Source organism: Oryzisolibacter sp. LB2S (assembly GCF_040732315.1).
Classification (GTDB): domain Bacteria; phylum Pseudomonadota; class Gammaproteobacteria; order Burkholderiales; family Burkholderiaceae_C; genus Alicycliphilus; species Alicycliphilus soli.
In genome coordinates this window covers 2556220-2580061 of sequence record NZ_CP160388.1, presented here as the reverse complement: position 1 = coordinate 2580061, position 23842 = coordinate 2556220, and the positions used below count along the sequence as shown (strand labels likewise).

The 23842-nt window shown below is 63.2% G+C and carries 29 protein-coding genes; 26 read left to right on the top strand and 3 right to left on the bottom strand.

Translation table 11 applies throughout. The features are described 5' to 3' along the window. Window positions 1-14: 14 nt before the first annotated feature. The 26 genes from ABUE11_RS12230 (at window position 15) to ABUE11_RS12105 (ending at window position 19585) form a co-directional block, all read left to right on the top strand. A complete protein-coding gene (locus tag ABUE11_RS12230; RefSeq protein ID WP_088861515.1) occupies window positions 15-506 on the top strand; it encodes a hypothetical protein in 492 nt (163 codons plus the stop codon). Next, window positions 506-898, top strand: coding sequence for a hypothetical protein (locus ABUE11_RS12225; protein WP_088861514.1), 393 nt, complete (start codon window positions 506-508; stop codon window positions 896-898). The genes ABUE11_RS12230 and ABUE11_RS12225 overlap by 1 nt, the downstream gene beginning before the upstream one ends. Continuing rightward, complete coding sequence (locus ABUE11_RS12220; protein ID WP_009521720.1) at window positions 898-1119, top strand: phage head-tail joining protein; 222 nt, start codon at window positions 898-900, stop codon at window positions 1117-1119. Before ABUE11_RS12225 ends, ABUE11_RS12220 begins: the two co-directional genes overlap by 1 nt. A 2-nt stretch (window positions 1120-1121) precedes the next feature. After that, window positions 1122-2654 (top strand): phage portal protein, encoded by a 1533-nt coding sequence (locus tag ABUE11_RS12215; RefSeq protein ID WP_088861513.1) that lies wholly within the window; start codon window positions 1122-1124, stop codon window positions 2652-2654. 1 nt (window position 2655) lies between these two features. Further along, on the top strand, window positions 2656-3963 hold the full coding sequence (locus ABUE11_RS12210) for a S49 family peptidase (RefSeq protein WP_088861512.1): 1308 nt from the start codon (window positions 2656-2658) through the stop codon (window positions 3961-3963). Window positions 3964-3966: 3 nt separating this feature from the next. After that, entirely contained in the window at window positions 3967-4344 is a 378-nt protein-coding gene (locus ABUE11_RS12205; RefSeq protein ID WP_088861511.1) for a head decoration protein, read from the top strand. A gap of 73 nt (window positions 4345-4417) precedes the next feature. Further along, the gene (locus tag ABUE11_RS12200; RefSeq protein WP_020200538.1) at window positions 4418-5440 is read left to right on the top strand and encodes a major capsid protein; all 1023 of its coding nucleotides are present in this window, start codon (window positions 4418-4420) and stop codon (window positions 5438-5440) included. Then, window positions 5440-5718 (top strand): hypothetical protein, encoded by a 279-nt coding sequence (locus ABUE11_RS12195; protein ID WP_088861510.1) that lies wholly within the window; start codon window positions 5440-5442, stop codon window positions 5716-5718. Before ABUE11_RS12200 ends, ABUE11_RS12195 begins: the two co-directional genes overlap by 1 nt. Before the next feature lie 10 nt (window positions 5719-5728). Continuing rightward, window positions 5729-6154 (top strand): hypothetical protein, encoded by a 426-nt coding sequence (locus ABUE11_RS12190; RefSeq protein WP_088861509.1) that lies wholly within the window; start codon window positions 5729-5731, stop codon window positions 6152-6154. Between the two features lie 4 nt (window positions 6155-6158). Beyond that, entirely contained in the window at window positions 6159-6362 is a 204-nt protein-coding gene (locus ABUE11_RS12185) for a hypothetical protein (RefSeq protein ID WP_088861508.1), read from the top strand. 2 nt (window positions 6363-6364) lie between these two features. Beyond that, window positions 6365-7117: a hypothetical protein gene (locus ABUE11_RS12180; protein WP_056931665.1), complete on the top strand. Its 753-nt coding sequence runs from the start codon at window positions 6365-6367 to the stop codon at window positions 7115-7117. Continuing rightward, window positions 7117-7518 (top strand): hypothetical protein, encoded by a 402-nt coding sequence (locus ABUE11_RS12175; protein WP_088861507.1) that lies wholly within the window; start codon window positions 7117-7119, stop codon window positions 7516-7518. The genes ABUE11_RS12180 and ABUE11_RS12175 overlap by 1 nt, the downstream gene beginning before the upstream one ends. Before the next feature lie 26 nt (window positions 7519-7544). After that, window positions 7545-7703, top strand: a complete 159-nt coding sequence (locus tag ABUE11_RS12170; protein WP_172622981.1) for a hypothetical protein — start codon at window positions 7545-7547, stop codon at window positions 7701-7703. Between the two features lie 5 nt (window positions 7704-7708). After that, window positions 7709-8350 carry a DUF6441 family protein gene (locus ABUE11_RS12165; RefSeq protein WP_088861506.1) on the top strand — a complete coding sequence of 214 codons (642 nt, stop codon included), beginning with the start codon at window positions 7709-7711 and terminating at the stop codon, window positions 8348-8350. Beyond that, window positions 8350-11055 carry a phage tail protein gene (locus ABUE11_RS12160; RefSeq protein ID WP_088861505.1) on the top strand — a complete coding sequence of 902 codons (2706 nt, stop codon included), beginning with the start codon at window positions 8350-8352 and terminating at the stop codon, window positions 11053-11055. Before ABUE11_RS12165 ends, ABUE11_RS12160 begins: the two co-directional genes overlap by 1 nt. A gap of 19 nt (window positions 11056-11074) precedes the next feature. Next, window positions 11075-12133, top strand: coding sequence for a hypothetical protein (locus ABUE11_RS12155; protein WP_088861504.1), 1059 nt, complete (start codon window positions 11075-11077; stop codon window positions 12131-12133). Next, the gene (locus ABUE11_RS12150) at window positions 12130-13713 is read left to right on the top strand and encodes a hypothetical protein (RefSeq protein WP_088861503.1); all 1584 of its coding nucleotides are present in this window, start codon (window positions 12130-12132) and stop codon (window positions 13711-13713) included. The genes ABUE11_RS12155 and ABUE11_RS12150 overlap by 4 nt, the downstream gene beginning before the upstream one ends. A 5-nt stretch (window positions 13714-13718) precedes the next feature. Continuing rightward, window positions 13719-14507 carry a DUF2163 domain-containing protein gene (locus ABUE11_RS12145; protein WP_088861502.1) on the top strand — a complete coding sequence of 263 codons (789 nt, stop codon included), beginning with the start codon at window positions 13719-13721 and terminating at the stop codon, window positions 14505-14507. Window positions 14508-14525: 18 nt separating this feature from the next. Then, on the top strand, window positions 14526-14753 hold the full coding sequence (locus ABUE11_RS12140; RefSeq protein WP_009521704.1) for a hypothetical protein: 228 nt from the start codon (window positions 14526-14528) through the stop codon (window positions 14751-14753). After that, on the top strand, window positions 14750-14965 hold the full coding sequence (locus ABUE11_RS12135) for a hypothetical protein (RefSeq protein ID WP_172622980.1): 216 nt from the start codon (window positions 14750-14752) through the stop codon (window positions 14963-14965). The genes ABUE11_RS12140 and ABUE11_RS12135 overlap by 4 nt, the downstream gene beginning before the upstream one ends. Then, complete coding sequence (locus ABUE11_RS12130) at window positions 14965-17238, top strand: phage tail protein (RefSeq protein ID WP_088861501.1); 2274 nt, start codon at window positions 14965-14967, stop codon at window positions 17236-17238. Before ABUE11_RS12135 ends, ABUE11_RS12130 begins: the two co-directional genes overlap by 1 nt. A gap of 11 nt (window positions 17239-17249) precedes the next feature. Next, a complete protein-coding gene (locus ABUE11_RS12125) occupies window positions 17250-17846 on the top strand; it encodes a hypothetical protein (protein ID WP_088861500.1) in 597 nt (198 codons plus the stop codon). Between the two features lie 3 nt (window positions 17847-17849). After that, window positions 17850-18200: a DUF2793 domain-containing protein gene (locus ABUE11_RS12120; RefSeq protein WP_088861499.1), complete on the top strand. Its 351-nt coding sequence runs from the start codon at window positions 17850-17852 to the stop codon at window positions 18198-18200. 67 nt (window positions 18201-18267) lie between these two features. After that, the gene (locus ABUE11_RS12115; RefSeq protein WP_088861498.1) at window positions 18268-18573 is read left to right on the top strand and encodes a DUF6127 family protein; all 306 of its coding nucleotides are present in this window, start codon (window positions 18268-18270) and stop codon (window positions 18571-18573) included. Next, window positions 18570-19046 (top strand): hypothetical protein, encoded by a 477-nt coding sequence (locus tag ABUE11_RS12110; protein ID WP_088861497.1) that lies wholly within the window; start codon window positions 18570-18572, stop codon window positions 19044-19046. The genes ABUE11_RS12115 and ABUE11_RS12110 overlap by 4 nt, the downstream gene beginning before the upstream one ends. Beyond that, a complete protein-coding gene (locus ABUE11_RS12105) occupies window positions 19043-19585 on the top strand; it encodes a lysozyme (RefSeq protein ID WP_088861496.1) in 543 nt (180 codons plus the stop codon). Before ABUE11_RS12110 ends, ABUE11_RS12105 begins: the two co-directional genes overlap by 4 nt. Here the strand turns inward: ABUE11_RS12105 and ABUE11_RS12100 are convergent. The 3 genes from ABUE11_RS12100 to tet(A) all read right to left on the bottom strand — a co-directional run bounded on the left by ABUE11_RS12100 (window position 19514) and on the right by tet(A) (window position 23754). Continuing rightward, complete coding sequence (locus tag ABUE11_RS12100) at window positions 19514-21565, bottom strand: cold shock domain-containing protein (RefSeq protein ID WP_232054654.1); 2052 nt, start codon at window positions 21563-21565, stop codon at window positions 19514-19516. The genes ABUE11_RS12105 and ABUE11_RS12100 overlap by 72 nt on opposite strands. Before the next feature lie 96 nt (window positions 21566-21661). Beyond that, window positions 21662-22426, bottom strand: coding sequence for an IS6-like element IS6100 family transposase (locus tag ABUE11_RS12095; protein WP_001389365.1), 765 nt, complete (start codon window positions 22424-22426; stop codon window positions 21662-21664). Between the two features lie 128 nt (window positions 22427-22554). Continuing rightward, the gene (gene tet(A), locus ABUE11_RS12090; RefSeq protein WP_000804064.1) at window positions 22555-23754 is read right to left on the bottom strand and encodes a tetracycline efflux MFS transporter Tet(A); all 1200 of its coding nucleotides are present in this window, start codon (window positions 23752-23754) and stop codon (window positions 22555-22557) included. Window positions 23755-23842 lie beyond the last annotated feature (88 nt).

The window sequence follows — 23842 nt, the reverse complement described above, 5'->3', positions numbered from 1 at the left end:
CTCAAGGAGAAAACATGAGTCTTGCTACCCGTATCGAAAGTCTGGTCATCCGCGTCGCGCAGGAGTTCAACGACGTCCGCGCCAAGGCAGGCAACCTGGCCAACCTCACCACCACCGACAAGTCGAATCTGGTCGCCGCCATCAACGAACTGCAGGCCGCCGTGGTGTCCTCGGCGGTGATCGACGATGCGCACATCGCGGCCACGACAACGTACTCGTCCAACAAGATCGTCTCCCTGCTCGATGCGCTCAAGACTGAGATCTTGGGCGGTGCCGATGCTGCCTACGACACGCTGGTGGAAATCCAGCAACTGCTGCAGAACGGCACCAGTGGTCTGGATGCGCTGCTCGCCGCCGTCAACAACCGCGTGCGCTTCGATGCGGCGCAGTCGCTGACCGTGGCCGAGCAACTTCAGGCACGCAGCAACATCGGTGCCGTCGCGGCCAGTGATGTCGGCAATACCGACACTGACTTCGTCGCGGTCTTTGTGGGTGCGCTGGTCTGATGAGCCTCGCATCGCGCATCAGTGCGCTGGCCAGTCGTGTCGGGCTCGAGGTCAAGACCAAGATCGACGCCACCCACCCCGGCGTGGCCCGGGTGTGGGTGTGTTTCGGCTATGTCGGCACGCAGGTCGTCGTGCGCGCATCGCACAACGTGGCCAGCGTGACCCGGACGGCGGCGGGCCGCTACCGCGTGACCTTCGCCGTTGCCATGCCCGACGCCAACTATTGCTGGACGGCGCTTGCCCGCAGCAGCACCAACAGCGGCACGCAGCGCATTGCCATCGTGCGATCCAGCACCGACCAGAAGACCGCCCAGTACGTCGACGTCAGTTGCGCCACCACGTCCGCATCGTTCGACGACTCCTCCGAAATCAACCTTACGGTGTTCCGTTGATGGCCTACACACAAGCACACCTCGACGCACTGGAAGCGGCGCTGGTCAAGGGCGAAAAGCGCGTGACCTTTGGCGACAAGACCGTCGAGTACCGCAGCGTCGATGAACTCCAGGCCGCCATTGCGGCGGTCAAGCGCGACCTCTTCGAGCAGGCCGTGGACACCGGACTGTGGCCCGGCGCGCCACGTCAGATCCGGGTCACCACCGGCAAAGGGTTCTGAACATGCAATGGTTTGACCGAATGCGTAAACGCGTCGGCATGAGTCTGCTTGGGGGCACGCCGTTCTATGACGGTATCGGTGGCGGCCGTCGCGCATTGGCGTGGCAGGTCGGCAATCCCGGTGTAGTCGCAGCACTGGCGTTCACCCAGAACGAATTGCGCGCCAAGAGCCGCGATCTGGTACGCCGCAATGCCTGGGCAGCGGCAGGCGTTGAAGCCTTTGTCTCGAACGCCATCGGCACCGGCATCAAGCCGCAGAGCATGCTGGCCGATCAGCCCCTGCGCGAAGCCATTCATAGCCTGTGGTGGGACTGGTGCGAGGAGGCCGATGCCGCCGGACTGACCGATTTCTACGGGCTGCAGGCCTTGGCCTGTCGCGCCATGCTCGAAGGCGGGGAATGTCTGGTGCGGCTGCGCTATCGCCGCCCGGAGGATGGCCTGCCGGTGGGCCTGCAATTGCAGTTGCTCGAACCCGAACACATGCCAGCCACGCTGAATCAGGAGTTGGCTTCGGGAAACGTCATCCGTGCGGGCATCGAGTTCGACAAGCTCGGACGGCGGGTGGCTTACCACCTGTATCGCTCGCATCCGGGCGATGGCTCACTAGCCCCGATGTCGGGCACCGGTGGCGTGGTGGGCGGTCTCGACACGGTGCGTGTCCCGGCCAGCGAAATCATTCACCTGTTTCGCCCGCTGCGCCCCGGCCAGATCCGGGGCGAACCGTGGCTGGCGCGCGCACTGGTCAAGCTCAATGAACTCGACCAGTACGACGATGCCGAGCTCGTGCGCAAGAAGACGGCGGCCATGTTCGCGGGCTTCATCACGCGTCTTTCACCCGAGGACAACCTGATGGGTGAAGGCCTGCCGGATGCCAGCGGGGCGGCATTGGCCGGGCTGGAGCCGGGCACGATGCAGATCCTGGAGCCCGGAGAGGATGTGAAGTTCAGCCAGCCCGCCGACGTCGGCGCGAGCTATGCCGAATTCCTGCGCATGCAGTTTCGGGCGGTGGCTGCGGCGATGGGCATCACCTACGAAATGCTGACCGGCGACCTGACGCAGGTGAATTACTCGTCGATCCGGGCCGGGCTGCTCGAGTTTCGCCGCCGCTGTGAGGCCATCCAGCATGGCGTGATCGTCCACCAGCTGTGCCGCCCGATCTGGCGTGCGTGGATGGAACAGGCCGCGCTGGAAGGCGCTCTGGTGTTGCCGAAATTCGCCGAGAGGAAGCGCGATTACTTCGCCGCCAAATGGATTCCACAGGGCTGGCAGTGGGTCGATCCCAAGAAGGAATTCGACGCGATGCTGACCGCCATTCGCGCCGGGCTGCTGTCTCGCTCGGAAGCCATCTCGGCCTTCGGCTACGACGCCGAGGACATCGACCGCGAGATCGCCGCCGATAACCAGCGTGCCGATGCGCTCGGTCTGGTCTTCGACTCCGACCCGCGCCACGACAAAGCGCCCCAACCATCGGCATCGGGCGCTCCCATGAATGCGGTCGCCACGGTGGCCGTGCCGCAAGACCAACAGGACAACTGACATGCAACTCGTTCATCTGGCGTCCCGCCTCTACGGGACGCCGCTCCTCATTGCGCGTCCCAAACTCGACGTGATCCTCTCCGTGCTGGGTTCCCGCATCGGCTTACCCGATCTGGACATGGCGATGCCGCTGCCCATGCCGCGCCAGAGCGCCACATCGGGTCAGGCGGGCATTGCCGTCATCCCGGTGGTCGGCACGCTGGTCAGACGTTCGATGGGTATCGAAGCCGCCTCTGGCCTGATGTCCTACGGCGAGATCGAAGCCCGACTGGACGCCGCGCTGGCCGACCCACAGGTGGCGGGCATCCTGCTCGATCTGGATTCACCCGGCGGCGAGGCATCGGGTGTGTTCGAACTGGCCGAGCGCATCCGCGCCGCCAGCACCATCAAGCCGATCTGGGCGCACGCCAACGACGCCGCGTACTCGGCGGCTTTTGCCATTGCGGCTGCCTGCCAGCGCCTGACGCTGTCGCAGACCGCTGGCGTCGGGTCGATTGGCGTGATCGCGCTGCACGTCGACCAGTCGGTGAAGGACGCCAAGGACGGCCTGAACTACACCGCTGTCTTCGCGGGCAGCCACAAGAACGATTTCTCCCCGCACGAGCCACTCACTCGCCAGGCCACTACCGCGTTGCAGGCCGAGGTGGATCGCCTGTACGACATCTTCGTGAATCAGGTCGGCCAGATGCGCGGCATCGACCCGGATGCCGTGCGCGCCACCGAGGCGGGGCTGTTCTATGGCGAGCAAGCGGTGGCAGTGGGCCTCGCCGACGCCGTGATGCCGTTTGATGCGGTGATGACCGAGTTCACCGACGCGTTGGCGGCCAAGCAGCGCTTGGCGCAGCCCGGCGTGGCCCGCGCCTCGCCGCGAAGCCTGTCCACTCAATCCATTTCAAACCCGCCCCGAAGAAAACCTTTCACCCTGGAGAACACCATGACCGACCCCAAAGACGACCACGAAAACCCGAGCCATCCGGCCGACACCGACCCACAGGGCGACCAGCCGCAGACCGACAGCGATCCGCAACCGACGCCTGCCGCCCAAGCCGCACTGGCGCAGTCCTTCGCCAGCGGGCGCGGCCAAGCTCAGGCCATTGCAGAGATGTGCCTGATCGCGGGCCAATCCCAACGCACGGCGGAATTCCTCGCAGCAGGCTTCTCGGAAGCGCAGGTGCGCCGCGCCTTGCTCGACGCCCGTGCCGACCAACCCGAAATTGCCTCGCGTATCACCGCCGATGCAGGAACCAGCCAGCACCCGGAAAACAGTCCGGTGGTCGCTGCCGTCAAGAAACTCACCGCCAAGGAGTAAGCCATGCCCACTGTCTCTCAACCCAAGAATCTCGGCGACCTGTTGAAGTACGAAGCGCCGAATCTCTACTCGCGTGACCAAGACACCGTCGCGGCCGCGCAGAACCTGTCGCTGGGTACCGTGGTGGGCCGCGAAACGGCTACCGCCAAGCTCAAGACCCTCGACCCGAGCGCTTCGGACGGCACGGAAACCGCCGTCGGCGTGCTCGGCAATGACGTCGATGCGACGCTGATTGACCGTGAGGACGCGATCCTGATCGCCCGCCACGCCATCGTCGCGCACGGCGCATTGATCTGGCCGACCGGCATCAGCACTGCGCACAAAGTGGCTGCCATCAAGCAACTCGCAGAACGTGGAGTCCTGGCCCGCGATAGCGCCTGACCCACTTCCAACGCTCCGTTTCACTCCCCCCAAACCCGCCGCTGGCGGGTTTCGTCATTTCTGGAGATCCCAAATGCAGAACCCTTTTGAAAACCCCGGCTTCTCGATGGCCAGCCTGACGGCCGCCATCAACCTCCTGCCCAACCGCTATGGGCGGCTGGAGCAACTCAACCTGTTCCCGGCCAAGCCGGTGCGCACCCGGCAGATCATCGTCGAGGAGTACGCCGGTCGTCTGAACCTGCTGCCCACCCGCGCGCCCGGTTCGCCCGGCACGGTGGGTGAACGTGGCAAGCGCAACCTGCGCTCCTTCGTGATCCCGCACATCCCCCACGACGACGTGGTGCTGCCAGAGGAAGTGCAAGGACTGCGCGCCTTCGGTTCCGAAACCGAAATGGAAGCCATCGGCGGTGTCATGGCCCGCCATCTGGAGACCATGCGCAACAAGCACGCGATCACTCTGGAGCATCTGCGCATGGGGGCGCTCAAGGGCAAGATTCTCGACGCTGATGGCAGTGAACTCGTCGATCTGTTCGACGAGTTCGACATCACTGCGCAATCGGTGTCCTTCGAGTTTTCGACTGCGGCCGACAACGGGCAAATCAAGACTGCCTGCCTCGAGTTGCTGGGCCTCATGGAAGATGGGCTCACCGGCGAGTTCTCGACCGGCGTGCATGTGCTGTGCTCGACCGAGTTCTTCCGGGCGCTGACCACCCACAAGGAGGTCAAGACCGCCTACCAGAACTGGCAGCAGGGCGCAGTGCTGATCAACGACATGCGCTCGGGCTTCAGCTACAGCGGCATCACCTTCGAGGAATACCGTGGCCAGGCGTCCTTTGTGCAGGCCGACGGCACGCTGGGGTCGCGCCGCTTCATTGCCGCAGGGGAAGCCCATGCCTTCCCGGTCGGCACGGTGGATACCTTCGCCACGTACTTCGCGCCTGCGGACTTCAACGAGACCGTGAACACCATCGGCCAGCCGTTGTATGCCAAGCAGGAGCCGCGAAAGTTCGACCGGGGCACCGATCTGCACACGCAGTCGAACCCGCTGCCGATGTGCCACCGCCCGGGCGTGCTGATCAAGCTCGTTGCAGCCTGATGGATGTCGCGACGCTGTACGAAGCGGCCCGCAATGCCGGACTCCTGACCGCCGTCACGGTGGCGGGCACCACCGTGCAATGCGCCTTCCGTGCCCCAGACGAAACCGTGCTGGATGGTTTTGCACTGTCGCGGGACTACCAGATCGACTACCCGGCGTCCTGGCTGACGCTGGCAGCCGGGGACACCGTCGAGGTGGCAGGCAATACCTATCAGGTGCGCGACGTGCGCGCCATCGGCGACGGCACCGAGCGTCGCGCCTCGCTCTCCCAACTCTGAGGAACTCCCCATGAACTCCGTCCGCGAGCGCGTCTTGCGGGAGATCGTCACGCGCCTGGCATCTGGGATTGCCCCGACACCGGTGCTGCGCATGCCTGCCGTGCCGGTCACCCGCGAGGCCAGTCCAGCGCTGCTGGTGTTCGTTGATGGCGACAGCATCACCGCCCACGCCAACCACCTGGTCGACCGGCTGCTGATCGTCCGGCTTGCCGTGGTGGCACGCGGTGCAGATGCCTTCGACGTCGCCGACCAGGCGCTGGTCGCGGCCCACGCGGCAATGCTCGCCGACCCGAATCTGGGCGGTCTGGCTATCGCCGTGCGCGAGATCGACTGCGAATGGGAGTTCGACGACGCCGACGCCGGGGCCGTCGCGCTCCCCGCCCGCTACGAGATCCGCTACCGCACCCATGCCATCGACCTCACCCAAACAGGATGAACCCATGCACATAGAACTACTGAAACCCCATACCCACGCAGGCAAGCGCCTCGCCATGGGTGATCGCCTTGATCTGAATGACGCCAGCGCCCGTTGGCTGATCACACAAGGCACGGCCAAAGCGGCCACCCCAGCCACCGATTCCAAACCCACCCGCCGTGATGCTACGTCTGGTGTTTCCACAACTGCAGCCACCCAAGGAGACTGAACATGGCTTACTTTTCCGGACAAGGCCGCGTCTACATCGGCGCACGCGATGACCTCGGCAATCCAGCAGGACTGACCTTCGTCGGCAACGTGCCCGAGCTGAAGGTGTCGCTGTCGGTGGACACCATCGAGCACCAGGAAGCGCAGTCGGGTCAGCGCCTGACTGACCTCCAGCTCATCAAGACCAAGAAAGGCGAGTTCGCCTGCACGTTGGAAGAGCTGATCGCTACCAACTTGGCGCTCGCGCTCTACGGCACCACGACCACGATCACCCCCGGCACGGTAACTGGCGAACTACTGCCCAACCCTGTCACCCCGGGCAGTCTGTATCCGTTGACCATGCAAAACGTGTCGGCGGTGCAGATCCAGGACTCAGATGCCACGCCAAAGACGCTCCCGGCCAGCCAGTACAGCGTCAATGCCAAGCACGGTTCACTGGTGGTGCTGGATGCCACGTCGGGCGGCCCGTACACCGAGCCGTTCACTGTCGATTACGCCTATGGCGCGGCGCAGAGCACGGCGATGTTCACCCAGCCCTTGCCCGAGCGATGGATTCGCTTCGAGGGGCTCAACACAGCCGACGGCAACCGCGAGGTGGTGATCGACCTCTACCGCGTGGCCATCAACCCGGCCAAGGAACTCTCGATCATCACGGACGAACTGCTGAAGTTCGAGCTTTCGGGCCAAGTGCTGGCGGATCTGACCAAGCCAGTCGGCGGTGATCTCGGTCAGTTCGGCCGTCTGGTGCTGCTGTGATGGACGGCTTCAAGACATTCCCCCCTGAGCCTGTGGTCGTGACGCTGTCCGGCACCGCGCTGGAACTGACGCCGATCCGTCTGGGTGAGTTGCCACGGCTGCTGGCCGTGGTGCGCCCGTTGGCCGAGGAAATCACCAGCGATCCGGACTGGATGGCGCTGCTGGGACGGCATGGCGATGCCGTGCTCGATCTGCTGGCGATCACCACCCGGCGTGAGCGCGCGTGGATCAACGACCTGTCGTTGGAGGACGCCGTGCTTCTGGCCGCCGCCGTGTTCGAGGTCAACGCGGATTTTTTCGTGGCGCACGTCGTTCCGGCGGTTCAGGGCGCGGCTCAGCGACTCGCCCCGACGCTGCGCTCGCTGACGAACTCGGCTGGGACGCTGCCGTCGCCCGTCTGATCCGCGCCGGGCACCGCCTTGGCGACGTGACGGCCTATACGCTCACGCAGGCGCAAGCCTTTCTGGATGTCGACGGACAGATCGAGCGGCAGCAGCTTGCCCAGCTGCTCGGCATTCATGCCGTGGCGGCCCAGGGCGAGAAGCGTGGCATCGAACAACTGCAACGCGATCTGCTCAAGGACTGAAAAACGTGCGCCTGTCACTGACCACCACCGGCCTGCTCGATCCACGCCAGTTGGCGGCTTGGAGCGCCGAGCGGCGTCGCGCCATCCACACTGCCGTCGCCAAGGGCATGCAATCGGGCGGGCGTGAAGTGCGTGATGCGGCGCGATCTGAGATGCGCAGTGCCTTCACCGTCAAGCGCAACAGCTTCATCTCCTCGATGGGCGTGAAGGTGTTCGACAAGAAGCCGGAGCAACTTCCTGCCTTGCTGGTCGGCAGCAAGATTCCTTGGCTCGGCCTGCACGAAAAAGGCGGCACGGTGAGCGGCAATTTGCTGATCCCGCTGCTGCCCGGGCGCATCGGCCCCAAGCGCTTCAAGGCGGTTATTGACGGCCTGATGCGCGCGGGCAATGCCTTCTTCATCGAGAAGAACGGTCGCGTGCTGCTGATGGCCGAGAACATCAAAGAGAACGCCGGGCAGCTGGGCCGCTTCAAGCGTGCCGAGCGTGGTCGTACCGGGGCCAAGCAGATCAAGCGTGGCCAGGAGATTCCCATCGCCGTGCTGGTCAAGCGCGTCGATCTCAAACGACGACTGAATCTGGCGGGTGGCGTGCAACGCGCACTACCTGCCTTGGTGCGGGCGATTCAACAAGAACTGGACAAAGTCTGATGGCAAGCAATCGTGCCCAAATCCTGATCAGTGCCGTCGACCAGACCAAGACCGCTTTCGACTCGATCAAGCGGGGCCTGGGTGGCCTCACCGACACCGCCAAGAGCGTCAACGGCGTGCTGGCCAACCTCGGGGTGGCTGTCTCCGTGGCCGGTCTGATCGCGATGGTGAAATCGGCCATCGACACTGGCGACGCGCTGGACGAGATGTCGCAACGTGTCGGTGTCAGCGTCGAGACTCTGTCGGTATGGAAACCGGCAGCCGAGCAGTCCGGTGTGTCTGGCGAATCGTTCGAGAAGGGGCTGCGCAAGCTGTCCACCACGATGCTGGAAGCCGCGACCGGATCGGAAGATGCCGCTCGCGGATTCTCCGCCGTAGGTATCGAGTTCAAGAACCAGGACGGCACCCTGCGCGCCACCGATCAGGTGCTACTCGATCTGGCCGAGCGCTTCAAGGCCATGCCCGATGGCGCGGAGAAAACCGCGCTGGCCGTGCAACTGTTCGGCAAGTCGGGAGCCGAGCTGATCCCGTTCCTGAATCAGGGGCGCGACGGCATCAATGAGCTCGCCGCTGAGATGCAGGCGCTCGGCGTGCAGATGAGCAGCGAAACGGCGGCGCAGGCGGGCAACTTCAACGATGCCCTCGACAAGCTGAAACTGGCCACCACCAGCATCGGCAACCAGATCATCGCGTCCTTGCTGCCCGCCCTGAACGATATGGCCGGTGGCATGGTCGAGTCGGCCAAGCAAGGCGGCACACTGCGCGCGATCCTGGATGGCGTGGTGCTGGTGCTAAAGACCCTGGCACTGGGTGCCGCCACCGTTGGCAAGGCCTTCGTCGCCTTGGGCGAGGCCATTGGTGCCGGTGTGGCGGCGGCGGTCGAGGCGCTCAAGGGCAACACCGATGGGGCCAAGGCCATCATTGCCGACCTCAAGGGCAATCTGGTCAAACGGCTGGATGAACTGGCGTCCTTTCGTGACAGCCTGTTCGACTCCAAGCCCATCGAGGTCAAGGCACCCAAGATCCAGGCCGATCCGGAACTGCTTCAGCGCCTGACCAAGCCCAAAGCCGTCAAGCCAGCGCAGGACACGACCGGCGCGCAGACAACGCTGATGAAAGCGCAGCTGGACGCCGAGTTCGCGCTGCTCAAGGACGGTCTGAACCGGCAACAAACTGCGCTGGATGCTGCACTCGAAGACCGTCTGGTCTCGGTGCGCGACTACTACACGCAGAAAACGGCTCTCGAACAGCGAGAGGTCGATGCCGAGATTGCCCGCAAGCAGCAGGAGTTGGCCCGCAGTCAGCAAGTTGCCGCCACGGGCAAATTGGAAAACGACCGCTTGAAAGCCAAGGCCGAGGTCGCGAAGGCGGAAGCCGACCTCATCACGCTCAACAACCGGCGCACGGACATCGAGCAGGCCAATGCGCGCAAGGCGGCACAAGCCGAGCGTGAGCTGGCCGATGCCTTGGCACAGGCGCGTGAGGAACTGGCACAGATCACCGGCACGGCGACGGATGCCGACCGGCAAGCAGCCATTGAGCGCAGCTACCGCGATCTACGGGCGCGACTGGCGGCAGAAAGCGATGCCGACGGCGTGTCGCTCGTTGATCGGCTGATCAATGTGAAGGCTGCACAGGCCAATCTGGCTGCGCTTGAAGCTCAGTGGCGGCAAGTCACTGAGCGTCTGCGTAATGCGCAGGAGGCCATTCAGACCCAGCAGCAGGCTGGGCTGCTAACCGAAGCACAGGCGCGTCAGCAGATCGTGGCCTTGCAACAGCAATCAGCCACCGAGATGGAGCGCCTGTTGCCGACCATGCAGCAAGCTGCGCAGGCCATCGGGCCGGATGCGGTGATTCGCGTGCAGGCGTGGCGCAACGAGCTGGATCGCACCAAGCTCACCGTCGATGAAATGGCCCCGCTGTGGAATCGCATCGGCGAGAGCTTTGGTGGCGCGCTCAACGGGATGATCACCGGCGCGCAGACCTGGCGCAGTGCCTTGGCGAGCATCTTCCAGCAGGTAGCCGATGCTTTCCTACAGCAGATCGTGATCCAACCCTTCCAGCAGTGGATCGCCATGCAGGCGCGGATGCTGGCGCTCAAGCTCGGCTTCATCCAGCAGGAACAGACCGTCGATGCGGCGGCCAGCGCCGCCAAGGTCGCGCAAAAGACCACCGAAACCACCGCCGTGGTGTCGATGGATGCGGCCAAGGCGGGAGCCGGGGCTGCAGCGTCGCAGGCTTCCATTCCCTACGTTGGCCCGGCACTCGCGGTGGCCGCGATGGTAGCCATGGTCGCCGCAGTAATGGCGCTCTTGGGTGGCATCAAGAAGTTCGCGGGAGGTGGCCTGGTCTCCGGGCCGGGCAGCGCCACCTCGGATTCGATCCCGGCGCGTCTGTCCGCAGGCGAGTACGTGGTGCGGGCGGCCGCCGTGCGCCAAGTCGGCGTGGCCTTCCTCGACTCGCTCAACGGCTTGTCGGCCGGCCCACGTTTCAAGGGTGGCGAACTGGCCTTCGCAGCGGGCGGGCTGGTACCGGAGGTGAAAGTGCCGCCCGCGCAGCCGCAGATGAATCAGGCGGTGCGCATCGTCAACGCGGTCGATCCGGGCGTGACCCACGACCACCTGCAGTCGCCTGCCGGAGAGAAAGTCATCGTCAACATCATCGGGCGCAATGCACGGGCCATCCGTGCGGCGCTGCAAGGCTGAATTTTCAGGGGAACGTCCAATGGCACTTCTGTTCATCGACGGTTTCGATCACTACGACCCGCAGGCCGTGGACAGCTTTGGCGATCCGTGGCTGGCGCGCGGCAAGGCAGCGTATCTCTCGCCCCAGGCCACCCGGATCAATGGCCGTCGTCCGTCCTCCTATGCCCTTCGATTGCCAGAAGGTTCGGGCGGCGGTTACGTCAAGAACCTCGACGCCACCAAGACCAGCCTGATCGTCGGGGCAGCCATTCGTGTGGTGCCGTACCAAAACACCTACACCGAGCCACTGCTGCTGGGCGTGCGCGATGCCAACTCGCAGGTCGCGCATCTCGTGAAAATCGGCGAGGACGGTCGGCTCAAGCTCTACCGCTGGCAGTACGGCTACGACCAGCTGATCTCTGTGTCGGTGGCAAGTGCTCCCGCACGCGGTTGGCACTACATCGAACTGCAGGTCACGCAAGGCACCAGCAACGGTGTCCTGTCAGTGCGCATCAACGGCATCCTGGCCATCCAGATGACGGCGCAGAACACCATCCAAGGGGGTGGCCAACTGCTCACGGCATTCGTGGGTGCGGTGCCCGGCCAGAGCTGCCCGCTGACCATCGACGTCGACGACTTCTACATCGCCGACACCACCGGCACCATCAACAACACCTTCCTTGGCGACGTGCGCGTCGATGCTTTGCAGGCGCAGGCCGATGGCAGCCTGAACCAGTGGACTGCCAGCCCAGTCGGTACCACCGCGTGGGAAGCAGTGAGCGATGAAGATGAAGCAACGGCGATCAGTGCGCTCAGTGCTGGGCTGCGCCAATCCTTCGATGTCGAGCCGCTGCCGGTAATGGCCACGCCCGCCATCTACGGTGTGCAACTGACCATGCTGGCGCGCAAGACCGACGCGGGGCTGGGCAAGGTCAAAGGACTCGTGGTCAGTGGTGCGCAGAGCGCCGTCAGCACCGACATCGTCCTGCAGGAGCAACTGGCGTGGCAGAGCACGCTGTTCGAGCGCAATCCGAACGGCAACGTGCAGTGGACGGAGGCCGCCTTCAATGCCGCTGAGTTCGGCCTGGAGTCGGCATGACGGAGCGTGTCGTCGTTCAAGACATTGCGGAGGTTTCTAGCAAGCCGACGCCGGGGAACGAACTGCCCGCCTTCCAGGGTGAAGTGCTCTCGCGCGCCACCTTCGGTGCGAGCGGAGCCAGCTTCACGACGGAAACAGCTGTCGCTCCGCTGCCGCCCAATCTGACGGCCAGCCTGCTGGCGGAATCCTTGGCGGGCCCCTGGCCACCCATCGATGCGCCGATCTTTCTGGTCGAAGTGTTGCGCCGGGACACGGCCTCAAGCGCCATCGTCGCCACCGGTATGGATGCCTTTGGCGACCAGCCTTGGCCGGATGCGCAACGCGGCGTGTTTGCCTTCCGTCATGATTGGATGGAGCCCCTCGTCGAACGGCTGGAGTGGCAGACCAGCGTCACGCGGCTGGCCAGTGGCAACGAATCCCGGCAGGCACGCCGACGCGTTCCTCGGCGCTGGCTCACCTACAAGGTGGGCAACGCCCGGCAGACCGATGCCCTGGTGGCCGACTGGATGGCCGATCATCTCGGTCAAATGGCGCTGTGGCCGCTGCCGCAGTACGCGGTGCACCTGACCCAGTCCTGCGAACGTGGCGCACTGGCACTCAATGTGATGGAGGCAGATGGGCGACAGTTCGGGCCACTCTCGGCCAATGTGCATCTGACCTACGACGGGGTGCAGGGCTGGCAGGAAACTGAGAACAATGGCCGCTGGATTTTGATCATCGCCGCCGATGGCTGGCAGATCGCCCAACTCAGCGATGTGGAAAGCGCTCTGCTGTGGCTGATGGAACCGTTGGCACGCGCCGCAGCCGTGGGTAGCACCATCATGCCCTTGGTGTGGGGCAAAGCCATCGATCCGGCGGATCTCACGCAGTGGGTACCCGGCATGGTCGGCGGCAACATTCCCACACAGATCCAGCCTGCGCCACTGCCCGAGCAGGATGTTCTCGATGACCCATGGCTCGACGAGATCCCGGTCTGGCCAGATGGCAACTGGCGTGACGATCCAACGGCCGCAGCGCAAACCACTATCACCCGCCAAGACTTCTCGCCTGCAGATCCGTGGGTGCGCCGGGACGATCCGTGGGCGACGACGACTTTGCAACGGCGCTATCTGGCCAGCTCACTCGATGAAATCGAGATCTGGCGGGCGCGGTTGTGGCGCACCCAAGGCCGTCTGGAAGCCTTCTGGCTGCCCGATGGCTTGGCCCCGATCCTGTGGGTGAACGTCGAAGCCGATCCCGAGGATGGCTTCCTGCGCGTGGATGGCAAAGACATCTCCGCGCGAATCTCGGATTTTTGGCATCGCCCCGCCGCTTGCTTGATCGTGCACCCAGACGGCTATCGGCAGTACGCCCTGACAGCGACCTGCCATCTGGATCAAGGCGGTGTGCTGGTGCTGCGCTCGGGCCTTGACGACTGGGTGCCCGCAGGCAGCCGCGTCATTCGCCTCGTACGCTGCCGCCTCGACCACGATGCCATCGATCTGTACTGGCACAGCCCGACGCTGCTGGAGATCACCCTGACAGCACGTCAGTTGCCCGAACCGCGCGGCAATGACCGTCAAACCTACGAGGGAGAGTAAGCACGATGAGCCAGAACCCATTGCTGGAAGTCGAGCTATACGCCTTCGCCAGCAACAGCGCGCAGTTCTATCTGACGCCGCACGAATTCGATGTTGATCTGGATGGCAACCTCTACAAGAGCCTGGCCTTGGAACGCAACGAACTGGCGCTGGGTGCTGAAGCTGCGAAGGCTGGCTTGGATCTGAAATTGCCGCCGAACTGTGATTTGGTGCGCCACCTGCTCGCCAACTCGCTGACCGGCGACACTACCTCGATCACCCTGCGCATCGGACGGCGCGATACCTGGGGCGACTACTGGTGGATCTCCGGCACGCGCTGGATGGGCCGGGTGCTGGGCGTCGAAGTCGCCGACGATGTGGCTCGTGTTCGCTGCGAATCCGCGCAAGTCAGTCTCAAGCGTATCGGGTTGCGGCGGCTCTACAGCCGCAAGTGTTCCCACGTGCTGTATTCGGCTGCCTGTGGTGCCTCACCGATTTCTGCCAGCGCCTTGGTGAGCAACAGCAATGGCCGTAACGTCGATCTCGACGGTGGCACGCCCGGCAGCGTCAGTGGTGGCTTGGCCGGTGGCTGGCTGCAAACCCCGGAAGGTGCGCGCCACATGATCGTCAATGACTACGGTGGTGGCGTCGAGTTGCTCTATCCGGTGGCCATTGAAGTCGGCACCGAGGTGCTGCTGACGGTCGGCTGCGATCACAGCACGGCCACGTGCGAGTCGCGCTTCGGCAACCTCGACAACTACGGCGGCTTTTCCGCCATCCCGAGCAAAAACCCGTTCTCGACGGGCGTGTTCTGAATCCCTGGAGAAATCGCCATGTGGTACCTCGTCGTCATCGTGGTGGCGGCGCTGGTTTCGGTCGCGCTCGCGCCGAAACCGCCCGAACCCAAACCGGCGTCCCTGTCTGACGTCGATGCCCCCACCGCAGAAGAAGGCCGACCGATCCCGGTCGTGTTCGGCACCGTGCTGTTGCGCGGCTCCAACGTCGTCTGGTATGGCGATCTCGAAGCCGATCCGATCAAGAAGAAAGGTGGCAAGAAATGACCACTCAGACCGTTATCACCATCGATCACGTGCGCGCCGTGGGCCTGTGCGTGAACGGCACGCGTACGTGGTTTGCGCGTCACGACCTGGATTTCCGCGCTTTCCTGCGTGAAGGCTGTGACGCCGAAACCTTGCTGGCCACCGGCGATGCAATGGCCCAACGTGTGGTCGAGCACGCCCGCAATCAATCCAGCCAGCGGGAGCAAGGCTGATGGGTGGCAGCAGCAAATCGCAAACCGTTGGCTACCGCTACCGGATGGGGCTGCATCTGGCCTTGTGCCAGGGGCCCGTCGATGCCGTGCAGGAAATCCAGATGGGTGACCGTACCGCGTGGGGTGATGCCGACCGCGCGCCGCTGTCCACCGGCCACGGGCTGACCAGCCTGAGCATCAACAAGCCAACCCTGTTTGGCGGCGACGAGCGCGAAGGCGGCGTGGTCGGCACCATCGATGTGCTTTCTGGTCATGCCGGGCAAGGACGTAACGACTATCTGATGAGTCGCCTCGGCAGTTCCATTCCGGCATTTCGGGGCGTGCTGTCCTTGGTGGCACGCAAGATCCTGTTCGCGGCCAACAACCCCTACATCAAACCGTGGGCAGTGCGCGTCCGGCGCTTCACGGCAGGTTGGTTCGATGCGCCGTGGATGGAATGGAATGCCGAAGTCCGCACCTGGGATGAAGAAGAAGGCCAGGAAATCAGCGTCGGAATGAACCCGGCACACATCCTGGTGCAGTGCCTCACCGATCCGCACTGGGGCATGGGCTATCCGCAGAGCACCATCGGCTGGAGTTTCTGGAACGCAGCGTGGGCCCTGTCGAGTGAGGGCTTCGGCCTCAATCTGATCTGGACACGGCAGCAGCCCATCGAGAGCTTCATCGGCCAGGTCATCGACCACATTGGCGGCATCCTCTACACCGACCCGGAGCAAGGCACGTTTGAGCTGAAGCTGCTGCGCGACGACTACTGGATCGACAGCCTGCCACAGTTGGGGCCGGACGAAATTGTGCGGCTGGAACGCTTCGAACGTGCCCAGTGGGGCGAACTGCCCAATGAACTGACCGTGGTCTACACCGACTGGCAGACCGGCGGTGATGCTGCCGTCACGGTCGAGAACCTGGCCGCCATCCAGTTGCAGGGCGGCGTGATCAATCAACGCCGCGACTACCCGGGCGTCAACTACGGGCCACTCGCTGCCCGGCTGGCCTTGCGGGATCTGCGCGCCTTGGGGTCGCCCCTGGCCCGAATGAGTCTGACGGTGGCACGCGACACGCTGGAGCGTGCGCCGCTGCCGGGCGATGTATTCCTGCTGAACTGGCCGCGCTTGGGTGTGGATCAGATGGTGGTGCGCGTCACCGGCATCGACACCGGCACCTTGGGTGCGGCCGAGTGGCGCATCGAAGCCATGGAAGATGTGTTCGGGATGAGCAACACCGTGCTGTCGCCACCGCCACCGCACGTCGAGGAGCCGACCATCGAACCTTTGCCGCCCACCGTGGTGCTGGCCGTCGAGGTGCCGTATTGGGAACTGGCCCGGCGTTTGTCGCGTGCAGATCTGGCCTACCTGACCGATACGGACACCTATCTCGGTGCGCTGGCCGCCGCCGGTGGCAGCGGGCAGTTGAATTGGCAACTGGCTACCGGCGCTTCAGGCGGCGACCTCTCTGCCTTGGTGGGCGAGGACTATGCGCCACTGCTGACGCTCGATGCAGCTTTGCCTGCCAGCGAGGTCGATGCCATCGGCGTGCCGGTGACGGCCATCAGCCAGCCGGAGAGACTGGCCGAGGGCGACTACGCCTATCTGGTGGATGCCAGTGGGGCGATTGCAGAGGCCGTTGCCGTCCTGGCCTTCGATGCTGCCAACGCGACCATCGATCTCGCACGTGGCGTGCTCGACACCACACCCCAAGCACATGCCTCGGGGACTCGGTTGATCGGTGTCGGCGAATGGCTGGCATCCGAAGGTGCGGAGCGCGCCCCGGGCGAATCGGTGTTCGTGGGCGCGATTCCTCGCACGTCGACCGATCAGGGCGATCCTGTGTTGGCTGCCAATGGTCAGCCGATGGTGCTGGCCGGTCGGCAGGCTTTGCCATATCCACCCGGTCGCATCCGCCTCAATGGCCAGACCGAGCCTGTCGTGGTGGCTGGTGACCTCACCGTCGCGTGGGCCCATCGCGACCGCACGCAGCAGACCGCCTACCTCGTGCAGCAGGACGAGGGTGATATCGGGCCGGAACCGGGCGTGACCTACACGCTGCGCATCCGCAATCGCAACGGCGCACTGGCTCACACCGAAACGGGTCTGCTCGGCACCGCCTACATCTGGACGGCAGCAGTGGCCGCGCTGGATGCCGGTGCGCTGGGCGACCGCATCACGGTGGAGATCAGTGCCGAGCGCGATGGTTTGAGTAGCTGGCAGCCGCAGGTGCGGGTCATGGATCGCGCGGGCTACGGCCTGCGCTGGGGACAGTATTGGGGAGGTGTGTGATGGAAGCGCCAATGGAACCACGCATCGATGTTCATCTGCTCACCCTGAACGAACCTGCCGAATGGCGTGAGGCCTGTATTGCCAGTCTCGACGGCGCACCGATCCAGTTGCACGTTTTGCCGGGCATTCCGGGTCGCATCGGTGAGGCACGCGCCGCTGGCTATGCACAAGGCACCTTGCCGCTGGTGTCCTTCGTCGATCCCGATGATCTGTACGAGGCCAGCGCCTTCACGCAACTGGCCGATGCACTGGATGCCTGCCCGCAGGCCGTGATGGCCTACACCGACGAGGCGCTGACCGACGAAAACGGCCAGGACATTGCGGTGCGGCGTCTGGCCTACAGCCGTTGGCAACACGCTAACAGCGCCAGCCACGTGCACGGCCTGATCGTGATGCGCCGATCTGCCGTCGAGGCCGTACTCAAGGAAACCACCGACCTCAACAACTTCGCCGACTGGTTGCTGACCCTGCTGGTGGCCAAGCGCGGCGGCGTGCTGTACCTGCCCATCGTTGGGCGTCACTGGCGACAGCACCCGCAGCAAAGCCATCGCACCGGCGATCCCGAAGCTGTCCGGCGCATTCGCCACACATCGAATCTCTGGAGATAAACCATGTCATCAACCGACCCGAACCTGGGACTCAACTACGGCTGGACGCTCGGCGAAAGCGGCTGGGACACCGGCATGGACGCCAACCTCAAGCGCCTCGGCGCGGTGGTCGGCCTGTCCGTGAAAGACCGCGACCTGACCACGCCACCGGCCAGTCCCGCCAATGGCGACCGCTACATCATCCCTGCCGCTGCCACCGGCGTGTGGGCAGGCAAGACCAACCAGATCGCCGTGCGCATCGCCGATGCCTGGGAGTACCACACGCCCAAGATAGGCTGGCTTTGCTACATCGAGGACGAGGTCAAGCTCTCAGCCTACAAGTCCACCGGCTGGAGCGCAGGCCTCGCCATCTGATTTCCCTTCCTTCGCCCCCACCAGAAACCCGCCCCCGAAGCGGGTTTCGCATTTCTGGAGAACGCCAATGACCGAACCCGAACAACAACAGCCTGCGCACGTAGAGAACATGCTGCTCTTGCGCCGCGAGGACTTCGACGAACTGCTGGACCGCGCCGCTGAACGCGGAGCCGAGCGTGTCCTGACCCACCTTGGCCTGGAAAACGGCCACGCCGCACGCGACATCCGCGAACTACGCGACCTGCTCGAAGCCTGGCGCGATGCCCGCCGTACCGCGTGGCAGACCACCGTCAAGGTCATCACCACCGGCATCCTGGCCGCGCTTCTGGTGGGGGCCGCCATCAAGTTGAAACTGATGGGAGGCCCGCAATGATCGAGACACTGCTTGGTGGCCTGCTCGGCGGGGCCTTCCGTCTCGCGCCTGAAATTCTCAAATGGCTCGACCGCAAAGGCGAGCGCGGCCACGAATTGGCGATGCAGGACAAGGCGCTGGAGTTCGAGAAAATTCGCGGCGCGCAGCGAATGTCGGAAATCGGCGCGGGTGCCGACGCAGCGTGGAATGTCGGAGCCATTGAAACCCTACGCGAAGCCGTTCGCTCCCAGGGCGAGAAAACCGGCGTGCGCTGGGCCGATGCACTGAGTTCCAGCGTCCGCCCCATCATCACCTACTGGTTCATGGCGCTGTACTGTGCGACCAAGACGGCAACAGTCGCAGCCGCCGTGACAGGTGGGGCTGGCTGGGGAGTTGCCATCCTGTATGCATGGACGGAGGCCGATCAGGCGCTCTGGGCTGGGGTGCTGAACTTCTGGTTCCTCGGGCGCGTGTTCGACCGGGTGCGGTCATGACCGTGCCGCAGGCCGCTGTCGAACTGGCCAAACGCTTCGAGGGTTTCGAGCGCAAAGTCAGGCGTGGCATCGAGATCACCGCCGTCCCCTACATCTGCCCCGCAGGCTTCTGGACGATTGGCTACGGCCATCTCTGTGATCCGAAGCACCCGCCGATCACTGAGGCCGAAGCAGAGGTCTATCTGGCGCGCGACCTCCAATCGGCACTCGCCGCCACGCTGCGCTACTGCCCGGTGCTGGCCACCGAGTCCGAAGGGCGGCTCGCCGCCATCGTGGATTTCACCTTCAACCTTGGCGCTGGGCGGCTGCAGACCTCGACGCTGCGACGGCGCATCAACCAGCGGGACTGGGCTGCCGCCGCGACAGAGCTGCGCCGATGGGTCTTTGGCGGCGGGAGAGTGCTGCCGGGACTCGTCACTCGGCGCGAGGCGGAGTGCGCGTTGCTGAAATCAATCTTTCATTCTCGCTCAGTCGTGATCACTATCGGAGACGCTGGAAATGTGGATCGCGTTCGCGCCATCGTCGCCAGTAAGATATAAGCGCAGCGCGTAGAGCAGGTCGTGGGTACGGTCGCCTTCTGGCTTCTCGATGGTGATTTGCACGCGGGAAAAGAGGCTGATGTTGGACTGCGCGACGATTTCTGTGACGCGCTCGACTTGCCTGGCCAGTTGCTTGGTGATTTTTTGATGCGGCTGAAGAAGCTTCTTGATTTCGGGATTGGAGGACGCACGGGTGCGAAGCAGGCCGAGTAGAAGTTCCAATGTCCCGGTGGTGACGCGTGACCACTCCTTCCCCCGCACCTGAGCTATTGGTGCGGAATTGATTTTTTCAAAGCGTTCAGTCAAGCCCCTCAAAATATCAGCCAAATCCGACAACGAAAATCGCTCAACAACACTGCGTTCGCGCCATATGGCATAGGCGAAAACACTAAGCGAATCGTTCGTCGGATTCGCCACAAGCTTGGATAACAGGACTTTTTGCCATTGCTCAGAGAGATTGCCAAGCGCGAAGCCGACTGCTTGCGTATTACGGACTTTCTGACTCTCAACCTGTCCGACTATCCACTGAGCGCACTCGTCCGGCGCGTCTTTGTGCATACAGGCCAACAGAAATCGAATCTCATTTTTCACTGCTTCAGGAATGTCGTGCTCTCTCAATAGAGCAACGAGGTACTCACTATTGACCCTCATCGCTGCAGAAAAATCTTTTGGGCATTCTGGGTCGCCAATAGAGCGACCATCCCTCCAAACTTGAATCACGGGAAAGTAAAGCCTCTTGCGTATGCTAGCAATCAGATTTCTTTCTGATTCTTCGTCAAAGTTTTTCAGACGTACTTCATCTTTGTATCTCGGCCCAGCCACTTTCCAGCCAGAGTATTTCCCATCCCGCTCTTGAAGCTCGAATGAAATGCTTTGGCCCTCTGAGAAGTCAGAGTAGTTGGCTTCACGAGAAAAACTATTCTGATGGATGAAGACCGATTCATTGGTGGCGTTGCAGGTGGCAAAGGTGAAGTGCCCCCCTTTTTTGTCGGTCAGCCACTTTTGGGCTATCAGGCCAGTAGTTCTTGGTTTTGGGCGGACATAAAAATCTCGGTCAAGCTGCGCAATCGCGTTCTGCACCCATTCCAGCAAGTCGGAGGCTTCATTGCTGCCGGGTTTTGGGACAAGTCGCAACTCTGCCCAAGTCATCGGATGAGGGTATTCCGGCGCGGGGGCATCGGTGATGATGATTTCTTCCGTGCGCCGCCAAGTAGCGCGGACGGGCGGAAAAGAGTTGTCGCGCGGTGTGAATACGAGCTTATAGGGGTCATCAGCGCCGTATTCAAAGGTCAGGTTCAACTCGCACTCGGCCTTATTTTTCAATGGGAAGGCGGGTGAATCGAGGCGTGCGGAGAAGCCAAGATCGTTGGCGTCGTCGCCAATGTAGAGAGGAAACGAGTAATGCAGCCGACCGTCTGGCAGCGTAAAGGCTTCTTCAACAGGGATGCTGACGGGTTTGCCGCGAGAGGGTTTGACAGTCGTGCCGCGCGAGACTAGTTGGAAGCGTTGCTGACGGCCATTCTTCATCACCTTGATTGAAAGCTCAGGAATTTGGTCGCGCCACAACGGAATGTCGGCCACCTGTTGTTGCAAGGCATGAAGACGGATGCCACCAACAACGGGGCTTTCCGTCAAATTGATACAGAACGCGAAATTCCCGATATCCGGAACACGCTTCAGGTGTGCCGCTTCGATGAATGGAGGTCTTGTCGGGCGAGTCGCATCGCGCCACTGCTCTTTGGCATCCAGCGTGGCGATATCGTAGCCGCTGCCTGTCGGTATTTCTGTTTCCCCGCCTGGGATGACGACCGGCGGGCAGCGCTCCCAATAAAAGCCCTTGGTGATAGGAAGGCGTTTCGCGAGGTCTTTGTCGAACTTGGCGACGACCTTGGTGGCGGTTGTCTTACCGCCAATGGAATCAACGACGACGATGGAGTAACCCTCGCCCGTGATTTTGGCCGGGTCGGCTTGAGCGAACACGGCCGCCACGCTTCGTGGCAGCGGCTCGGCATTAAGGAAACGGGCTCTGTTGCAAAGATTGGCGGCAGTCAGAGGTAGGCTGTCGCTCTGCGCCGATCAGGCGGCTGCTGCGAAATGGTGGTTGAGCATGCCCATGGCCTCCGTCAGCGCCGAGGGCCCAATGCCAAAAGCTCTCTCCACAAGGCGCACCTCGCCCCTGATGCCGGGCTGCAGGCACCAGGGGCGAGCCTGTCCTTTGCGCAGGGCTCGCATGACTTCGAATCCCTTGATCGTGGCATAGGCCGTGGGGATCGATTTGAAACCGCGCACCGGCTTGATCAGTATCTTGAGCTTTCCGTGATCGGCCTCGATCACGTTATTGAGATACTTCACCTGCCGGTGGGCCGTCTCCCGGTCCAGCTTTCCTTCGCGCTTCAATTCGGTGATCGCTGCACCATAGCTCGGCGCTTTGTCGGTATTGAGCGTGGCAGGCTTTTCCCAGTGCTTCAGGCCTCGCAGGGCCTTGCCCAGGAACCGCTTCGCTGCCTTGGCGCTGCGGGTCGGCGACAGGTAGAAATCGATCGTGTCGCCCCGCTTGTCGACTGCCCGGTACAGGTAGGTCCACTTGCCCCGCACCTTGACGTAGGTTTCATCCAGGCGCCAGCTCGGATCAAAGCCACGCCGCCAGAACCAGCGCAGCCGCTTCTCCATCTCCGGGGCGTAGCACTGGACCCAGCGATAGATCGTCGTATGGTCGACCGAAATGCCGCGTTCCGCCAGCATTTCCTCAAGGTCGCGATAGCTGATCGGATAGCGACAATACCAGCGCACCGCCCACAGGATCACATCACCCTGGAAATGGCGCCACTTGAAATCCGTCATCGTTCCGTCCGTCCAATCTCCGCCAAGCATGCTCAAGCTTCACGATTTTTGCAACAGAGCCGCCGCGAGCATGTGGAGCAGATCATGCTGACGGTTGCGGAAGGGAACGAAGCCGCTATAAACCTCTATCAGCGATCGGCTCGTTGCCCTGCGCCGCTCCAAAGCCCGCGACGCAGCGCCGGCAGGCAGAGCAAGTAGAGGGCAGCGCCTGCAATCCATGCCCACCCGTTCCACGTTGTTATAGAAGCCGCATAGATCGCCGTGAAGAGGAGGGGTCCGACGATCGAGGTCAGGCTGGTGAGCGCCGCCAGTGAGCCTTGCAGCTGCCCCTGACGTTCCTCATCCACCTGCCTGGACAACATTGCTTGCAGCGCCGGCATTCCGATGCCACCCGAAGCAAGCAGGACCATGATCGGGAACGCCATCCATCCCCGTGTCGCGAAGGCAAGCAGGATGTAGCCTGTGCCGTCGGCAATCATTCCGAGCATGAGTGCCCGCCTTTCGCCGAGCCGGGCGGCTACAGGGCCGGTGATCATTGCCTGGGCGAGTGAATGCAGAATGCCAAATGCGGCAAGCGAAATGCCGATCGTGGTCGCGTCCCAGTGAAAGCGATCCTCGCCGAAAATGACCCAAAGCGCGGCCGGCACCTGTCCGACAAGTTGCATGATGAAGAAGACCGCCATCAGGGCGGCGACGACGGTCATGCCCCGGGCCCACCGGAACGAAGCGAGCGGGTTGAGAGCCTCCCGGCGTAACGGCCGGCGTTCGCCTTTGTGCGACTCCGGCAAAAGGAAACAGCCCGTCAGGAAATTGAGGCCGTTCAAGGCTGCCGCGGCGAAGAACGGAGCGTGGGGGGAGAAACCGCCCATCAGCCCACCGAGCACAGGTCCCGCGACCATCCCGAACCCGAAACAGGCGCTCATGAAGCCGAAGTGCCGCGCGCGCTCATCGCCATCAGTGATATCGGCAATATAAGCGCCGGCTACCGCCCCAGTCGCCCCGGTGATGCCGGCCACGATCCGCCCGATATAGAGAACCCAAAGGAAAGGCGCCGTCGCCATGATGGCGTAGTCGACAGCAGCGCCGGCCAGCGAGACGAGCAAGACCGGCCGCCGCCCGAAACGATCCGACAGCGCGCCCAGCACAGGTGCGCAGGCAAATTGCATCAACGCATACAGCGCCAGCAGAATGCCATAGTGGGCGGTGACGTCGTTCGAGTGAACCAGATCGCGCAGGAGGCCCGGCAGCACCGGCATAATCAGGCCGATGCCGACAGCGTCGAGCGCGACAGTGCTCAGAATTACGATCAGGGGTCTGTTGGGTTTCACGTCTGGCCTCCGGACCAGCCTCCGCTGGTCCGATTGAACGCGCGGATTCTTTATCACTGATAAGTTGGTGGACATATTATGTTTATCA

What these genes read in the sequence shown, in the direction of transcription:
- ABUE11_RS12230 (WP_088861515.1), top strand. Translation starts at nt 15, where the DNA reads ATGAGTCTTGCTACCCGTATCGAAAGTCTGGTCATCCGCGTCGCGCAG.
- ABUE11_RS12225 (WP_088861514.1), top strand. Translation starts at nt 506, where the DNA reads ATGAGCCTCGCATCGCGCATCAGTGCGCTGGCCAGTCGTGTCGGGCTC.
- ABUE11_RS12220 (WP_009521720.1), top strand. Translation starts at nt 898, where the DNA reads ATGGCCTACACACAAGCACACCTCGACGCACTGGAAGCGGCGCTGGTC.
- ABUE11_RS12215 (WP_088861513.1), top strand. Translation starts at nt 1,122, where the DNA reads ATGCAATGGTTTGACCGAATGCGTAAACGCGTCGGCATGAGTCTGCTT.
- ABUE11_RS12210 (WP_088861512.1), top strand. Translation starts at nt 2,656, where the DNA reads ATGCAACTCGTTCATCTGGCGTCCCGCCTCTACGGGACGCCGCTCCTC.
- ABUE11_RS12205 (WP_088861511.1), top strand. Translation starts at nt 3,967, where the DNA reads ATGCCCACTGTCTCTCAACCCAAGAATCTCGGCGACCTGTTGAAGTAC.
- ABUE11_RS12200 (WP_020200538.1), top strand. Translation starts at nt 4,418, where the DNA reads ATGCAGAACCCTTTTGAAAACCCCGGCTTCTCGATGGCCAGCCTGACG.
- ABUE11_RS12195 (WP_088861510.1), top strand. Translation starts at nt 5,440, where the DNA reads ATGGATGTCGCGACGCTGTACGAAGCGGCCCGCAATGCCGGACTCCTG.
- ABUE11_RS12190 (WP_088861509.1), top strand. Translation starts at nt 5,729, where the DNA reads ATGAACTCCGTCCGCGAGCGCGTCTTGCGGGAGATCGTCACGCGCCTG.
- ABUE11_RS12185 (WP_088861508.1), top strand. Translation starts at nt 6,159, where the DNA reads ATGCACATAGAACTACTGAAACCCCATACCCACGCAGGCAAGCGCCTC.
- ABUE11_RS12180 (WP_056931665.1), top strand. Translation starts at nt 6,365, where the DNA reads ATGGCTTACTTTTCCGGACAAGGCCGCGTCTACATCGGCGCACGCGAT.
- ABUE11_RS12175 (WP_088861507.1), top strand. Translation starts at nt 7,117, where the DNA reads ATGGACGGCTTCAAGACATTCCCCCCTGAGCCTGTGGTCGTGACGCTG.
- ABUE11_RS12160 (WP_088861505.1), top strand. Translation starts at nt 8,350, where the DNA reads ATGGCAAGCAATCGTGCCCAAATCCTGATCAGTGCCGTCGACCAGACC.
- ABUE11_RS12155 (WP_088861504.1), top strand. Translation starts at nt 11,075, where the DNA reads ATGGCACTTCTGTTCATCGACGGTTTCGATCACTACGACCCGCAGGCC.
- ABUE11_RS12150 (WP_088861503.1), top strand. Translation starts at nt 12,130, where the DNA reads ATGACGGAGCGTGTCGTCGTTCAAGACATTGCGGAGGTTTCTAGCAAG.
- ABUE11_RS12145 (WP_088861502.1), top strand. Translation starts at nt 13,719, where the DNA reads ATGAGCCAGAACCCATTGCTGGAAGTCGAGCTATACGCCTTCGCCAGC.
- ABUE11_RS12140 (WP_009521704.1), top strand. Translation starts at nt 14,526, where the DNA reads ATGTGGTACCTCGTCGTCATCGTGGTGGCGGCGCTGGTTTCGGTCGCG.
- ABUE11_RS12135 (WP_172622980.1), top strand. Translation starts at nt 14,750, where the DNA reads ATGACCACTCAGACCGTTATCACCATCGATCACGTGCGCGCCGTGGGC.
- ABUE11_RS12130 (WP_088861501.1), top strand. Translation starts at nt 14,965, where the DNA reads ATGGGTGGCAGCAGCAAATCGCAAACCGTTGGCTACCGCTACCGGATG.
- ABUE11_RS12125 (WP_088861500.1), top strand. Translation starts at nt 17,250, where the DNA reads ATGGAACCACGCATCGATGTTCATCTGCTCACCCTGAACGAACCTGCC.
- ABUE11_RS12120 (WP_088861499.1), top strand. Translation starts at nt 17,850, where the DNA reads ATGTCATCAACCGACCCGAACCTGGGACTCAACTACGGCTGGACGCTC.
- ABUE11_RS12115 (WP_088861498.1), top strand. Translation starts at nt 18,268, where the DNA reads ATGACCGAACCCGAACAACAACAGCCTGCGCACGTAGAGAACATGCTG.
- ABUE11_RS12110 (WP_088861497.1), top strand. Translation starts at nt 18,570, where the DNA reads ATGATCGAGACACTGCTTGGTGGCCTGCTCGGCGGGGCCTTCCGTCTC.
- ABUE11_RS12105 (WP_088861496.1), top strand. Translation starts at nt 19,043, where the DNA reads ATGACCGTGCCGCAGGCCGCTGTCGAACTGGCCAAACGCTTCGAGGGT.
- ABUE11_RS12095 (WP_001389365.1), bottom strand. Translation starts at nt 22,426, where the DNA reads ATGACGGATTTCAAGTGGCGCCATTTCCAGGGTGATGTGATCCTGTGG.